Below are 14,343 nucleotides of genomic sequence, written 5' to 3'. Positions count from 1 at the left end.
CTGGCCATGCACCGAATTGTATTTGCGTTCCTCACGCTCGAACAGCATCTTCGCGCTGTCGTTACCACACCTCAGTCATACCGCCCCGATCATTGTCCGCATTGCGGCTTCAGTTGCCTCTGGGGGCACGGCTGTTACGCGCGCAAGGCCGATCGTCACGCCGATGGCGACCTCAATCCTGTTGCGGTGCCGCGTTTCCAATGTTCGTCGTGTCGACGCACGTGCTCACGCCTGCCATTGTGCATCTGCCCACGCCGCTGGTATGGCTGGGCGCTGCAGCAGCAGGTGCTGCAGTTGTTGATCGCGGGCGCTTCGCTGCGTCGTACCGCCACGATCCTGGTGCTCGGCTATCACACCGTGCGGCGCTGGTGGCGATGGTTGTCAACGGTCTCCGGTGACTTCTCTTTCCACCTGCGCAGCCGGTTCGCAACGCTCGGACGCAGCGTCGGCTTCGCCGCTTTCTGGCTCGCCTGTCTTCAGTTGATGCCACTGTGCGAAGCGATGGCCTGGCTCGATCACGACGGCGTCGCTGTCCCATGATCGGGGGAATCCCGTTCGCTGCGCGACGACGAAGTCTGCGCTGCAACGGGTACCCCACACACTTTGCTCACTGCCCGAGCTCGCGCATTGGCGGTTTCATATGGGTTCCTTCATTTTTACGGGGAACACCTATGAACGAAGTCGATCCGAAGGCCCTGTTTCGCCTGTCGGTACTCGGTCCGCTCGTCAGCCGCGAACGGCTGGGCCACGGCGAGCTGCAGCAGATCGTCCAACAGCTCGCGCAGCAGGAATACGCCATTCCCGGCTCGCGCCGGCGTCATATCAGCGAGAAGACGCTGCTCAAGTGGTACTACGCATGGCGACGTGATGGTCTGACGGGACTCGCCGATCACGCCCGTACTGATGTGGGCCGCTCGAAGCTGCCTGAAGCCATACAGGGCGCCGTGCTGGCGGCCAAACGCGAGAACCCGCGCCGTTCGATCCGCCAGATCCGGCTGCTGCTGGAGGCCGCCGGCGTGGTGCCGCGCGACACGCTCTCGCGCTGCGCGGTGCATCGTCTGCTCAAGGCGCACGGCATCTCACGCATTGCCGGTCCCGATGTCGTGCCTGAGGAGAAACGCAGCTTCGAGGCCGAGTATGCCGGTTCAATCTGGTACGGCGATGTGCTGCACGGCCCGACGCTGTCCTTCGGCGGCAAGCGTACAAAGACGTACCTCGTGTCGCTGATGGACGACGCCTCGCGGCTGATCGCCCATTGCGCGTTCTGCACCTCGGAGACGGCGCTCGACATTGAAGGCGTGCTCAAGCAGGCGCTGCTCAGACGCGGCGTGCCGAAGACGCTCGTCGTCGACAACGGCGCCGCCTATCGTGCCTCAACGCTGCAGGGCATCTGCGCGCAACTGTCAATCCGGCTCGTGCATTGCCGGCCGTACCAGCCGACCAGCAAAGGCAAGCTCGAGCGCTGGCACCGCACGTTACGCGAACAGTTCCTTGCCGAACTCGACGCGACGCATATCCGTGACATGGCGGACCTGAACGCCCGGCTATGGGCATGGATCGAGCAGATCTACCATCGCCGCAAACACGGTGCACTTGGCGAGCACACGCCGCTCTCTCGCTACCAGCAGGACCTGCCGCGCATCCGGCAGCTCGGCACACTGGCTGCGCGGCTGGATGAACTGTTCCTGCATCGCATCTCGCGCCATGTGCGTCGTGATGGCACCGTGTCGTTCAACGGCAAGCGCTTTGAGGTCCCGTACGAGCTCACCGGACAGACGGTCGTGGTCGTGCTCGATCCGCACGCCGGCTCCGTCCTTCGCGTCGAGAGCCAGGCCGGGCAGGCGCTGGGCGCCGCCACGGAACTGGATACCGTGGCCAACTGCACGCGCCGGCGGCAGCGCCCACCGGCGCAGCCTGCCACCCATGCCGCAGCATCAGGGCCGAATCTGCTCGAGTTCGTGCATCAGCGTCATTACCGCACGGAGGGCTGACCATGTACCGACAACACTTCGGCCTGCGCTGCGCGCCGCTGGACAAGGATTCGACGGACCTGTGGGACGACGGCGCGCTTGCCCAGCTCACCGAGCGCTTCCAGTGGCTGCTCACCAGTCCCGGTATCGGCCTGCTGACGGGCGAACCGAGTTAAAGTCAAATCTGGTGTATGCGGTCTCGGCGTAATCAGGCGGCTAGCGATTGCTGAGCCGGTGTGCTGTCGGTCACCGGTTCTCCATCCTTGAACGTCATCCCGTCAAGCATCGAAGTGAGCTTTTCCGGGGCGCGGATGCGCCGCCACGATTCTTCGGCCGACTCGATCAGCTTGAACGCCAGCCCGAGGAACGTCGCGCGCGATACACAGTTGCGCGTGCGTTTCGTGCGATGGCGCACCGTCGCAAAGGTCGATTCAATCGGGTTCGTGGTGCGCAGATGCTGCCAGTGTTCAGCCGGGAAATCGTAAAACGCGAGCAGCTCGTCACGATCTTCCGTCAGCTTTTCGGCGACCTTCGGGTACTTTGCCGAGTACGCGTCGACGAAGTGATTGAATGCGGCCAGTGCATCAGCGCGCGTGGCCGCCATCCAGATGTCCTGCATCGCCTTCTTGCCTCGAGCCTGCTGCGATTTCGGCAGCGCATTGAGCACGTTACCCATCTTGTGAAACCAGCAGCGCTGATGCTTCGTCTGCGGGAACACTTCCTCCATCGCGGCCCAGAATCCCATCGCGCCATCGCCGCAGGCCAGCAGTGGCCCCGACGGCAGGCCGCGCTTCTTCAGATCGAGCAGCAGTTCGCTCCACGATGCCTTCGATTCCCGGTAGCCGTCACCGATGGCCACACGTTCCTTCGTCCCGTCCGGTTTGACGCCAACGATCACCAGCAGGCACTGGCCGTCGGAATCGTCGCTGCGCACACCGGTGTGAATGCCGTCGGCCCACCAGTAGACCCAGCGCGCCGACGACAGCTCACGCCGATTCCACTGCTCATGCTCATCGGCCCATTGGGCCTTCAGCCGGCTCACGACGTTCGGCGACATGCCGCTGACCTGGCCGCCCAGCATGATGCCCATGGCTTCGCTCATGTCGCCCGTCGAGATGCCTCGCAGGTACAGCCACGGCAGCGCTGCCGACACGCGCGCGGACTTGCGCACGTACGGCGGCACGATCGTCGAATTGAACCGGATGCCCGAGCCCGAACGATCCCGCACCTTCGGCACCTGAACCGTCACCGGACCGATCGCTGTGACGACCTCGCGCTCGGGCAGGTAGCCGTTGCGCACCACGGCACGCCGGCCGTCGATCGACTTCACGTTGCTGTACTGTTCGAGCATGGTCGCCAGTTCCACCTCGACTGCCTGCTGAATGATCTGCCGCGCGCCTTGCTGGATCAGCTCATCTAGCACGCTTTTCGTTTGCGCTTTACTGCTGTTCGCTTCTTGCGTAATCTTCTTCATGGTGGTCGGGTCCGGCCTTCTCGGGTTCGCTGGTTGTGCCTTTGACAAGCAACATTCTCGCTAGACCGCCACCGCCTTCTCAAATTCCCGCCGCTCCCGCTGTACACCAGATTCGACAATAGCTCCGGGCGAACCGGGCGTGGGCAAGACCGCGGCACTACGCCATCTCGCTCGCAGCCTCAATCCGCATCGCTATCTCGTCATTTACCTCGCCGAAACGGAGTTCGGCCGCATCGACCTGTACCGGTCGCTTGCACGAGCGCTCGGACTGGAACCCAGCTACCGGCGTGCCGACCTGTGGCGCGAGCTGAAGCAGCGCATCACCGAGCTCGTCGAGGGCAAGCAGTTGCTGGTGGTATGGATCATCGACGAGGCGCAGAACCTGCCCATCGAGTTCTTCCGCGACTTCCCGTCGTTCCTGAACTTCGCCTTCGATTCGCGCAACCTGCTCACCGTGTGGCTGGCCGCGCATCCGAATCTGGCCACCACGCTCGAACGTGCGCCCTATGCCGCGCTGTACGGACGTATCCAGGCGCGCGTGCAATTGAAGCCCGTCATCGAGCGCGAGCGCTTCGCGCAGTTGATCACGCACGCCCTGAAGAGCGCCGGCTGCACGCATACGCTGCTGGCCGACTCCGGGCTTGAGCTGCTACGGCAGGCTTCACGTGGTCTGCCGCGACACGCCGGGCGAATCCTGCGCACCGCGATGCAGCTGGCCGTGCCCCGGGGTCTGAATCATCTGCCCGACGAACTGCTGCAACAGGCCATTGAGGAGTTCCGATGACCAGGCGCCACAAACACGCCAAGGTATCGCGCGCCGCGCTGAGGATCACGTCCCGTCCGCCTGCGTTGCCCGAACTGACAGACAATGCTGCCGCGCAGATCCAGCAACTCCTATGTGACTGGCTCCTGTGGTTCAGCGCTGCGTATGGCGAACAGATCCGTCGTTGCAACGAACCGTGGGCTGTGCCGCCACGCGAACCGCCTCCAGGTCACCGCATCGGAGCTATTGTCGAATCTGGTGTACAGCGGGAGCGGCGGGAATTTGAGAAGGCGGTGGCGGTCTAGCGAGAATGTTGCTTGTCAAAGGCACAACCAGCGAACCCGAGAAGGCCGGACCCGACCACCATGAAGAAGATTACGCAAGAAGCGAACAGCAGTAAAGCGCAAACGAAAAGCGTGCTAGATGAGCTGATCCAGCAAGGCGCGCGGCAGATCATTCAGCAGGCAGTCGAGGTGGAACTGGCGACCATGCTCGAACAGTACAGCAACGTGAAGTCGATCGACGGCCGGCGTGCCGTGGTGCGCAACGGCTACCTGCCCGAGCGCGAGGTCGTCACAGCGATCGGTCCGGTGACGGTTCAGGTGCCGAAGGTGCGGGATCGTTCGGGCTCGGGCATCCGGTTCAATTCGACGATCGTGCCGCCGTACGTGCGCAAGTCCGCGCGCGTGTCGGCAGCGCTGCCGTGGCTGTACCTGCGAGGCATCTCGACGGGCGACATGAGCGAAGCCATGGGCATCATGCTGGGCGGCCAGGTCAGCGGCATGTCGCCGAACGTCGTGAGCCGGCTGAAGGCCCAATGGGCCGATGAGCATGAGCAGTGGAATCGGCGTGAGCTGTCGTCGGCGCGCTGGGTCTACTGGTGGGCCGACGGCATTCACACCGGTGTGCGCAGCGACGATTCCGACGGCCAGTGCCTGCTGGTGATCGTTGGCGTCAAACCGGACGGGACGAAGGAACGTGTGGCCATCGGTGACGGCTACCGGGAATCGAAGGCATCGTGGAGCGAACTGCTGCTCGATCTGAAGAAGCGCGGCCTGCCGTCGGGGCCACTGCTGGCCTGCGGCGATGGCGCGATGGGATTCTGGGCCGCGATGGAGGAAGTGTTCCCGCAGACGAAGCATCAGCGCTGCTGGTTTCACAAGATGGGTAACGTGCTCAATGCGCTGCCGAAATCGCAGCAGGCTCGAGGCAAGAAGGCGATGCAGGACATCTGGATGGCGGCCACGCGCGCTGATGCACTGGCCGCATTCAATCACTTCGTCGACGCGTACTCGGCAAAGTACCCGAAGGTCGCCGAAAAGCTGACGGAAGATCGTGACGAGCTGCTCGCGTTTTACGATTTCCCGGCTGAACACTGGCAGCATCTGCGCACCACGAACCCGATTGAATCGACCTTTGCGACGGTGCGCCATCGCACGAAACGCACGCGCAACTGTGTATCGCGCGCGACGTTCCTCGGGCTGGCGTTCAAGCTGATCGAGTCGGCCGAAGAATCGTGGCGGCGCATCCGCGCCCCGGAAAAGCTCACTTCGATGCTTGACGGGATGACGTTCAAGGATGGAGAACCGGTGACCGACAGCACACCGGCTCAGCAATCGCTAGCCGCCTGATTACGCCGAGACCGCATACACCAGATTTGACTTTAACTCACCGCATCGTCGACCCCTTCTAATGACACGGCCCCGGTCTCGACAACCGGGGCCGTGTTCGTTGTGCCGCCCATCAAATGCGCGACAACGCGCAAATCTACCTTCGCTGCGTCTCGCGTTCGACCGGACACGCGTTCTCCCCGATCAGCTCGCGACAAACAGTGTCGTCTCGCCTCGAATATCTCGCGATGCCGAGTCTCGTTCAGCCTGCGACGTAACACCTGCTGCCATTCAACTATGCGCGGCAGCAACAGGCCAGGAAACAGGACGGCTGACCCACCCGGCGCGCCTCGTGCCCCTATGCTCGCCCCTCACTTGCACGATTCTCCGTTCGGTGTGCTAAAGCTGCCGCTTACAAGTTGACCGCAAAGTCGCACTCCGAGTAAAAAGGCAAAACTACTCCCGCGTCGCTGCATCCTGTTTGTTCGCGATGGCGTGGAATCGCTGTTCGCTTTGCAGTGGAATCGGCGTTCGCTTTACCGTGGAATGGCTGTTCGATTTGCGTGGAATACGCAGGCGACGCGAAGTCGTTCCGGTCGGGGCGCGAGTTCGCAGCCTGGATCGGTCTCGTACCAAAGCAGACTGGCTCGGGCGGAAAGGTGACGTTGCTGGGGATCAGCAGGCGCGGCGACACGTATCTGCGCACGCTGTTGATACACGGTGCCCGTAGCGTGTTGTATCACGCGAAGGAGCCCAGCTCGTGGGTCGAGCAGATCAGCAAGCGCAGGCCACCGAACGTGGTAATCGTCGCGCAGGCCAACAAGATGGCACGAACAATCTGGGCAATCCTCGCCCACGAGCGGTCGTATCAGATGGGGCACGTGAGCGCGAAGCCGGTCTGAATAGCCAGCGTTCACGCAGAAGACTAACTTCACACAGGATGACGCGTCGAAGGTTGCGCTGGCAATCGAATGTGATGACAGAACAGGTTGGACCGGAACTCGCTAAACCTGAATGTGCATAAGAGCCTTGAGCTCGTGAGGTCAATGAGGTGCGAGTCAGCGGATTTCATAGAGGCCCGCAGCGTATGTACCGGCTGCAGCAAGGCCGTATATACAGCAGCAACCCATCCTGCCCGTCACAACAAACGAAAGCCTTAGCAAACGGGAGGCGTTCATATATATGCACATGATCGTCAAGGGACAATTGAACGATGGCGGCGTTGGTCAAACTCCCGCACAGCAATTCTATTCGCTGGCTGGATAAGGAATCCATACCATATCGGATTTGGCCGACCTCTCGCTCTTACTGCGACAGAACCATATGAACCTTCTCAACCCGCTTATCGATTTGCACCAGAACCCGCGCGAATGGGGGACTGGCCTGGCCGAGTCGCTTACGGATTCTCGGGCGGATACGCGAACAGGTCGTCGAGCCAGCAGAGCTCCTCGTTAGTCAGCATGAGCGCGTTGGAAGCCTCGCTTTGGGAGGGGCCAGTGTGTCCGGGAAAGAAGCGATGGAGACGAAGGGGATCGAGGTCGGCCTCCGTCGGGGTGCCTGGGTCGGCCAGGCCGATCCAGTCTTCGGTGTCCGATGCGTTGGTCGGCATGTGGGCGGCTTGGTCTGGCGCGGCTGGCTGAGCGGGTCGAGCTGGGCGCTGGGAGCGCGGCGCCTGCGTACCCCAGCTAAGTGCCGCAGGCATTGCTACTGAATCGGTTTGCTGCGTACGTGCCTGACGGGGACCCCAGGCGGACTGCGTCGCTGAAGCAGTGAGCGAGGGCGCTGCATCCAATCGTGGTCGCACGTCGCGCGAAGTGGTTGGCGCCGTGGGAGCGGCCCGCTTGGCTCGCGCGGCTGGGGGCGTTTCGCTGCCGGGGTTCCCCGCGTCGACCGACCTGAGCGAATCCTCCAGCGATTGAGCAAAATCTTGCAACGTGTCCGCAGGCGAGGAAGCTGCGGCATTGTCTACAGCCCGGCCGTTCAGGCTATCGACCAGGCGGCGCCAGCGCTGCGCGGCATCCGGGATCGTTCCGGCTCGCGCTTCCATCTCGGTCACGCCAGCCAGGGCCAGACGACGCGTCAGTGCTTGCGAGTGCAGGCCAAACTGTCGACGAGCGTCGGAGAAGGCCTGCAGCGGTTCGGGGTGGGTGCAAAAGAAGTTCAACAAGGCCATGATGTCCCTGGGCTCGGGCATGTGCACGGCCCGCGAGGGGCCTGCGTCTTCGATCCGGATCCTGCGTCCCGGCTGCCTGGTGGCGGCCCAGGACCGACCTTGCTGTAGCGCATCCAGTGCCTGCGCTCCGCCCAGGCTGACGATGGTCATAAGTCGTTCGTTATCGAAGCGCTCGCGCAGGGCCGGCAGATACGCCAGGATGGCCTCAAGCGCCGGTCGTCCCACGACGCAAGCCATGTTGACCACTTGCTCCGTGGTCAAGCCATACGGAGGCTCGCGCAGCGCCGGCAACTGTGTCCTGACCGCCTCGAGGGCCTGCTTGCCACCCATGTTACTCGCGATGGCCACTACCTGCTCGGTGGTCAAGCCAAACGGAGGCTCACGCAGCGCCGGCAACTGTGTCCTGACCGCCTCGAGGGCCTGCTTGCCACCCATGTTACTCGCGATGGCCACTACCTGCTCGGTGGTCAAGCCAAACGGAGGCTCACGCAGCGCCGGCAACTGTGTCCTGACCGCCTCGAGGGCCTGCTTGCCGCCGTCGTTGCTGGCGATGGCCACCACCTGCTCGGTGCTCAAGCCAAACGGAGGCTCACGCAGCGCCGGCAACTGTGTCCTGACCGCCTCGAGGGCCTGCTTGCCGCCACCGTTGCTGGCGATGGCCACCACCTGCTCGGTGCTCAAGCCAAACGGAGGCTCACGCAGCGCCGGCAACTGTGTCCTGACCGCCTCGAGGGCCTGCTTGCCGCCGTCGTTGCTGGCGATGGCCACCACCTGCTCGGTGCTCAAGCCAAACGGAGGCTCACGCAGCGCCGGCAACTGTGTCCTGACCGCCTCGAGGGCCTGCTTGCCACCCATGTTACTCGCGATGGCCACTACCTGCTCGGTGCTCAAGCCAAACGGAGGCTCACGCAGCGCCGGCAACTGTGTCCTGACCGCCTCGAGGGCCTGCTTGCCGCCGTTGTTGCTGGCGATGGCCACTACCTGCTCGGTGCTCAAGCCAAACGGAGGCTCACGCAGCGCCGGCAACTGTGTCCTGACCGCCTCGAGGGCCTGCTTGCCACCCATGTTACTCGCGATGGCCACTACCTGCTCGGTGGTCAAGCCAAACGGAGGCTCACGCAGCGCCGGCAACTGTGTCCTGACCGCCTCGAGGGCCTGCTTGCCGCCACCGTTGCTGGCGATGGCCACTACCTGCTCGGTGGTCAAGCCAAACGGAGGCTCACGCAGCGCCGGCAACTGTGTCCTGACCGCCTCGAGGGCCTGCTTGCCGCCACCGTTGCTGGCGATGGCCACTACCTGCTCGGTGCTCAAGCCAAACGGAGGCTCACGCAGCGCCGGCAACTGTGTCCTGACCGCCTCGAGGGCCTGCTTGCCGCCACCGTTGCTGGCGATGGCCACTACCTGCTCGGTGCTCAAGCCAAACGGAGGCTCACGCAGCGCCGGCAACTGTGTCCTGACCGCCTTGAGGGCCTGCTTGCCACCCATGTTGCTGGCGATGGCCACTACCTGCTCGGTGCTCAAGCCAAACGGAGGCTCACGCAGCGCCGGCAACTGTGTCCTGACCGCCTCGAGGGCCTGCTTGCCGCCGTTGTTACTCGCGATGGCCACTACCTGCTCGGTGCTCAAGCCAAACGGAGGCTCACGCAGCGCCGGCAACTGTGTCCTGACCGCCTCGAGGGCCTGCTTGCCGCCACCGTTGCTGGCGATGGCCACTACCTGCTCGGTGGTCAAGCCAAACGGAGGCTCACGCAGCGCCGGCAACTGTGTCCTGACCGCCTCGAGGGCCTGCTTGCCGCCACCGTTGCTGGCGATGGCCACTACCTGCTCGGTGGTCAAGCCAAACGGAGGCTCACGCAGCGCCGGCAACTGTGTCCTGACCGCCTCGAGGGCCTGCTTGCCGCCACCGTTGCTGGCGATGGCCACCACCTGCTCGGTGGTCAAGCCAAACGGAGGCTCACGCAGCGCCGGCAACTGTGTCCTGACCGCCTCGAGGGCCTGCTTGCCGCCACCGTTGCTGGCGATGGCCACCACCTGCTCGGTGGTCAAGCCAAACGGAGGCTCACGCAGCGCCGGCAACTGTGTCCTGACCGCCTCGAGGGCCTGCTTGCCGCCACCGTTGCTCGCAATGGCCACCACCTGTCCCACGCTGAGGTTCAGTGGCTCGCTCATGAGCACAGGTCCCTGGCGATGAACTGCCGCGACCGCGGGACGCTCGCCGCGTGCCGCAATGGCGGCAATCTGCGCGGCACTCAGACGCAGGGGCGGCGCGGCAAGCTCGGCACCCACCGGGTGAGTATGGCCCGCTTCCTTTTTCAGCAGTTCGTTCAACGCGCAATCACCCGAGCGCCTGCGGCCGATGTCCACGATCTGGGCTCGCGTTAGATCCGGAATCGCTTGGGCCAGGGCACCATGGTGGGCCGCCACCAGCCCCAGCGACTGGAAGCGGCTGCTCAACTGGCCGATCTCATCAAGCGAGAAGCCGTGGCTGACCAAGGCGTTATGATGCGCCAGCACGTGCGAGTACGCCTCGGTCTTGATCTTTTTGAGCTGCTTGTCCGTGTAGCCCAGGCGCTTCAGGGCCTGCTCGTTGCCTGGCTGCGCAGGGCTTGAAGCGCCACCGGCACGGTCGGCCCCGGGGGGACTGTTTCCCTGCGGTGAAATCGGCGCGTTTGGGGCCATCAAGCTGGACGACTCGCCCATCCAGTGCAGCCGTGCCTGCCCGTCCGACGGGGTGGTGGGGGCGAGCCCCGGCGAGTTGAGCAGTGAAGAGATCGAATCCTGCGCAGATGACCAGTTCGCGCGTGGCAAAGACAGTCCACCAGGTACTGCCCGACGGCTCGCAGGCATCCCCTCAGGCCGGGCAAGGCTGGCGGGCGTGGCGCGCGCGACCGGCGAAGCAGGCCGCGCATTGGCTGGTTCCTGCAAGGGAGTATGATCAACACCAGCGCCGGGACTAATGCGGTTCAAGTCGGTCATGGCTGTGGGCGACGCTTCGATTTAAGTAAGCGAATCAGCCTAACCGCTCCTTCTCCTCTCTTCAGACCCCTAGCCGAAGTGCTGTCAGCCGCAACGAAGGAAGACTTACGCAATCGTTCAAAGTTCATCGCGTGCCGGTGCAGCTCAACGGAGATGTTCTGAACGTTCGCAGCGCGTAGGCAGTTCAATCTCTTCGGGTCAGATTCCCCGCCGCTTGCGGCGTATGCTGCGGTGAATGAGCGAATACATTCACAAGAGCCACAACGTCACGGTGTTGCTGTATCACGTGGTGCTGCCGGCGAAGTATCGACGAGCGGTCTTTGATGACCAGGTTGACGAAGTTCTGAAGGAAATCTGTCTGGAGATAGCTCAGCGCTATCAGATGAAATTCGCTACCCAATTTTAACGTGGGCCTTACTGCAACAGAACCAGTTTCTGCCCGCTTACGCGAAAACGCACCAAGCTTCGCGTAACGCGCAGGTCGGGTCGCGCGGGCCGATAAGCTGTGCTTCGGGCTCGGTTGATCAGGAGGAAGATAAAGTGGGCGGCAACTGGTGGAATTCATGGAACATCAAACGGTTCACGCGGGACTCTGCGGAGCTTCGCGAACAGCAGGTACGACAGGAGTCGCCCCCCTCCAACTCTCGGTCGCCAGCGCACGGATCCGCGCAGCTGGCGGGAGTGATGCAGGGCTTGGCGTGGTTCAAAAAGCGCGATTTTTGCGTTACACAGACGAGCGGAATCAGCCTGCGTAAGAAAGCAGGAATAGTAAGGAATGCGGTTCAAATGGAGGCCGGCGACGACCTGCCGATATCAGGTTCGCTGAGGCTGGAGTGGGCCGAATCCGAGCAGCGTCAGCCAGTGATCGTGAGGCTTGCGGCTCATCAGTTCCCTCGGGCTCTTTCCAGTTCGCTCAGGGCATCGGCTGCGGGCAAAGCGGCGATGGTTGAAGACAAAGTGCAGCAGACCAAGCCAGGCCCGCCCGCCCTTCAGATGACGCCGGTTGGTCAGGTAGACGCGCAGTCGCGAGTTGAGATTTTCGACCAGCGAGCTGCTGCGTGGTGTGCTATGCAGCGCCCCGGATACGGCGGCGTAGACGCCGTGAAACGGGCGGCCGATGCGGGCTAGCAGGCGATTCCACCCTTGCCAGAACGCACTCGACGTTTCGGACTTGCGATGCAGCATGCAGACCTCGCGCACGAGATGGCGCGCCACGTTGTGCGTTCGTGCAATGGCGTCGAGTTTTGTGTCGAGCAGGCCCGCGAAAGCGAGCAGGCCGTCGCGCTGGTTCTGAAGGGCACGCCGGTATGCCCCTGTACGTGACAGGTCCCGTGCTTCACGTTGCTGCAGTTCGGCAACCACGAAATCGAACAGCCGTTGACGCGTCGCGAGGTCCGGCCCAGCCAGTGACAGGATGTCACGTTCGAGCCACTGAACCAGGGTGCGCAGGTCGGCAGCCAGCTCGTGCGCATGGGCTTCATTGCGCCGAAGCGTTTCCAGCGCGGCTTCGAGGAGGCTATCCTCACCACGTCGACGGGGATTGGCCAGACGCGCTTCGAGCTGCTCGCGCCCGGTGCGAGCGCCACTGGCGACACGATGCCAGAGCGTCGCTAGTGATTTACCGTGCTGGATGATGTGGAATACGTCGCCGTGACACGGCGTATCGGGCCCGGCCATTTTTTGCCCGGCACGCAGACCGGTTCCCGCATCGGCGATCGTGTGCTCAGGATCGAGGCCCTGTGCCTGCAGGTCCAGCAGATGGATGGCCCAGGTGTCGCCGTCGCGATGGGCTTCGGGGGCGAGCAGATAGCAATAGGTCGAGGCGACATCGATACCGGCGAGCACGGGTTGGGAACCCTGAAAGAGTTCGTCGTGCAGACCGACCCGGATGGGTGAGAGATCGATACCGGCGTTGATGGCGATGGCCTGCTTTGCGGCCCGCTGAAGAACGGTGTGAATCGTGCCCAGGCTGGTCGAGACGCCGAGCAGGTCGTGCATGAGTTCAAGGGTACTGCGAAACGAAACGTGGCCCACCATCGTGAGCGCCACGATTGAGATTGACCCGCAAAAACGGACACCTATCCTTTTGATCAGGAGGTGTCGAAATGGGCAGGCATCGTACCCCGTACCCGGTGGAATTCCGGGCCCACATGGTCGAGCTGGTGAACGCAGGAAGAACGCCAGAGGAGCTGGCGCACGAGTTCGAACCGACCGCACAGACGATCATCAACTGGGTCGCGCAGGCCGATCGCGACGCCGGTGTGCGCCATGACGGGCTGACCACGGCCGAGCGGCAGGAACTCACGCGGCTGCGTCGCGAGAACCGGCAACTGAAGATGGAGCGAGACATTCTCTCGCAGGCCGCGGCCTGGTTCGCGAGGGAGACGGGAGCCGTTCCACCGAAGAGCGGTACGGATTCATGAGAGCGAACCGGGCCCGCTGGCCCGTGGCGAGGATGGCGCGGCTGCTCAGGGTCTCCACGAGCGGCTACTACGCATGGCTGATGCGTGAGCCATCGAAACGCTCGTGCAGCGATGCGCAACTGCTCGAGCGCATCCGCACACTGCATGCGAGTTCGCGCGGCACATATGGGGCGCCACGTATCCATGCGCAGCTCGCGCGCGATGGCGTGCATGTGGGACGCAAGCGGGTCGCACGCCTGATGCGCCTGGCCGGCCTGCATGGTGCGAGCCGGCGGCTCTGGCCACACACCACGCGGCAACGCGCGGGGGCACGGCGTGCTCCGGATCTGGTGCGCCGGCACTTCTGTGCCGAGGCGGTGAACGTGCTGTGGGTGGCGGACGCCACCTACATCCCGACTGACGAAGGGTTTCTGTATCTCGCTGTGGTCCTGGACGTGTTCAGCCGCCGCATCGTCGGGTGGGCGATGTCCAGCCATCTGTACACCGAACTGATGTTGCGGGCGTTGAACATGGCGTTGCAGCAGCGACGCCATGACGGTGTAATTCTACATTCCGATCAAGGCTGTCAATACACCTCCATTGCCTTCGGACGGCGCTGCCGCGAAGCCGACGTGCAACCGTCGATGGGCACGGCCGGCGACGCGTACGACAATGCGATGTGCGAATCGTTCTTCGGCACGCTCGAAGCGGAGCTGCTGTTGCGCGAACACTTTGCGACCCATGAACAGGCCCGGCAGCGCATCTTCTGGTTCCTTGAGGGGTGGTACAACGTACGCCGCCTGCACAGCAGCATTGGCTATCGTTCGCCGCTTGAATTCGAAAACATCAACGTTGAAAGGCAAACCGTGTCGCCTTGCGAGTTGCCCACCGGCGGGCAGCGTCATGGTCGTGAGATGCGACCCGCCGCCCGCCCGTGGACAACTCGCGACTCAACGCTTAACGGAGGTTAGATCA

At 63.3% G+C, this 14,343-nt stretch carries 9 protein-coding genes and 4 pseudogenes; 10 read left to right on the top strand and 3 right to left on the bottom strand.

Features of this window, described 5'->3' with window-relative positions:
• The first annotated feature begins 6 nt into the window (after positions 1-6).
• From QFZ94_RS00290 to QFZ94_RS00280, 3 genes are all read left to right on the top strand, one after another.
• Positions 7-540, top strand: a complete 534-nt coding sequence (locus QFZ94_RS00290; protein WP_429455158.1) for a DUF6431 domain-containing protein — start codon at positions 7-9, stop codon at positions 538-540.
• A 131-nt stretch (positions 541-671) separates the two neighbouring features.
• Positions 672-1,991: a DDE-type integrase/transposase/recombinase gene (locus QFZ94_RS00285; protein WP_429455157.1), complete on the top strand. Its 1,320-nt coding sequence runs from the start codon at positions 672-674 to the stop codon at positions 1,989-1,991.
• 2 nt (positions 1,992-1,993) lie between these two features.
• Positions 1,994-2,146, top strand: coding sequence for a hypothetical protein (locus QFZ94_RS00280; RefSeq protein ID WP_429455156.1), 153 nt, complete (start codon positions 1,994-1,996; stop codon positions 2,144-2,146).
• A gap of 32 nt (positions 2,147-2,178) precedes the next feature.
• Here QFZ94_RS00280 and QFZ94_RS00275 read toward each other — a convergent pair whose 3' ends face one another.
• Positions 2,179-3,444, bottom strand: coding sequence for an IS256 family transposase (locus tag QFZ94_RS00275; protein ID WP_429455097.1), 1,266 nt, complete (start codon positions 3,442-3,444; stop codon positions 2,179-2,181).
• A 118-nt stretch (positions 3,445-3,562) separates the two neighbouring features.
• Here QFZ94_RS00275 and QFZ94_RS00270 point away from each other — a divergent pair, with 118 nt between their 5' ends.
• From QFZ94_RS00270 to QFZ94_RS00255, 4 genes and pseudogenes are all read left to right on the top strand, one after another.
• Positions 3,563-4,228, top strand: a complete 666-nt coding sequence (locus QFZ94_RS00270; RefSeq protein WP_429455427.1) for an ExeA family protein — start codon at positions 3,563-3,565, stop codon at positions 4,226-4,228.
• A gap of 344 nt (positions 4,229-4,572) precedes the next feature.
• Positions 4,573-5,838 carry an IS256 family transposase gene (locus tag QFZ94_RS00265; protein WP_429455097.1) on the top strand — a complete coding sequence of 422 codons (1,266 nt, stop codon included), beginning with the start codon at positions 4,573-4,575 and terminating at the stop codon, positions 5,836-5,838.
• Between the two features lie 554 nt (positions 5,839-6,392).
• Positions 6,393-6,719 (top strand): annotated as a pseudogene (locus QFZ94_RS00260) (transposase); the annotation flags it as partial.
• 280 nt (positions 6,720-6,999) lie between these two features.
• Positions 7,000-7,083 (top strand): annotated as a pseudogene (locus QFZ94_RS00255) (IS6 family transposase); the annotation flags it as partial.
• A gap of 130 nt (positions 7,084-7,213) precedes the next feature.
• Here QFZ94_RS00255 and QFZ94_RS00250 read toward each other — a convergent pair.
• Positions 7,214-10,354 carry an avrbs3 family type III effector protein gene (locus QFZ94_RS00250; RefSeq protein ID WP_429455154.1) on the bottom strand — a complete coding sequence of 1,047 codons (3,141 nt, stop codon included), beginning with the start codon at positions 10,352-10,354 and terminating at the stop codon, positions 7,214-7,216.
• 30 nt (positions 10,355-10,384) lie between these two features.
• Here QFZ94_RS00250 and QFZ94_RS00245 point away from each other — a divergent pair, with 30 nt between their 5' ends.
• Together QFZ94_RS00245 and QFZ94_RS00240 are read left to right on the top strand one after the other, a co-directional pair.
• On the top strand, positions 10,385-10,600 hold the full coding sequence (locus QFZ94_RS00245) for a hypothetical protein (protein ID WP_429455152.1): 216 nt from the start codon (positions 10,385-10,387) through the stop codon (positions 10,598-10,600).
• Between the two features lie 601 nt (positions 10,601-11,201).
• Positions 11,202-11,357, top strand: a pseudogene (locus QFZ94_RS00240) (transposase); the annotation flags it as partial.
• Positions 11,358-11,779: 422 nt separating this feature from the next.
• Here QFZ94_RS00240 and QFZ94_RS00235 read toward each other — a convergent pair.
• Positions 11,780-13,003, bottom strand: a complete 1,224-nt coding sequence (locus QFZ94_RS00235; RefSeq protein ID WP_429455150.1) for a hypothetical protein — start codon at positions 13,001-13,003, stop codon at positions 11,780-11,782.
• Positions 13,004-13,071: 68 nt separating this feature from the next.
• On the opposite strand from QFZ94_RS00235, the pseudogene QFZ94_RS00230 reads away from it, so the two are divergent.
• A pseudogene (locus QFZ94_RS00230) lies at positions 13,072-14,210 on the top strand (IS3 family transposase); the annotation flags it as partial.
• Positions 14,211-14,343: the final 133 nt, after the last annotated feature.

The organism is Paraburkholderia sp. JPY465 (assembly GCF_050436725.1).
Classification (GTDB): Bacteria; Pseudomonadota; Gammaproteobacteria; order Burkholderiales; family Burkholderiaceae; genus Paraburkholderia; species Paraburkholderia youngii.
Note: the sequence above shows the minus strand (reverse complement) of the source record. Positions and strands in the feature narration are given on the sequence as shown.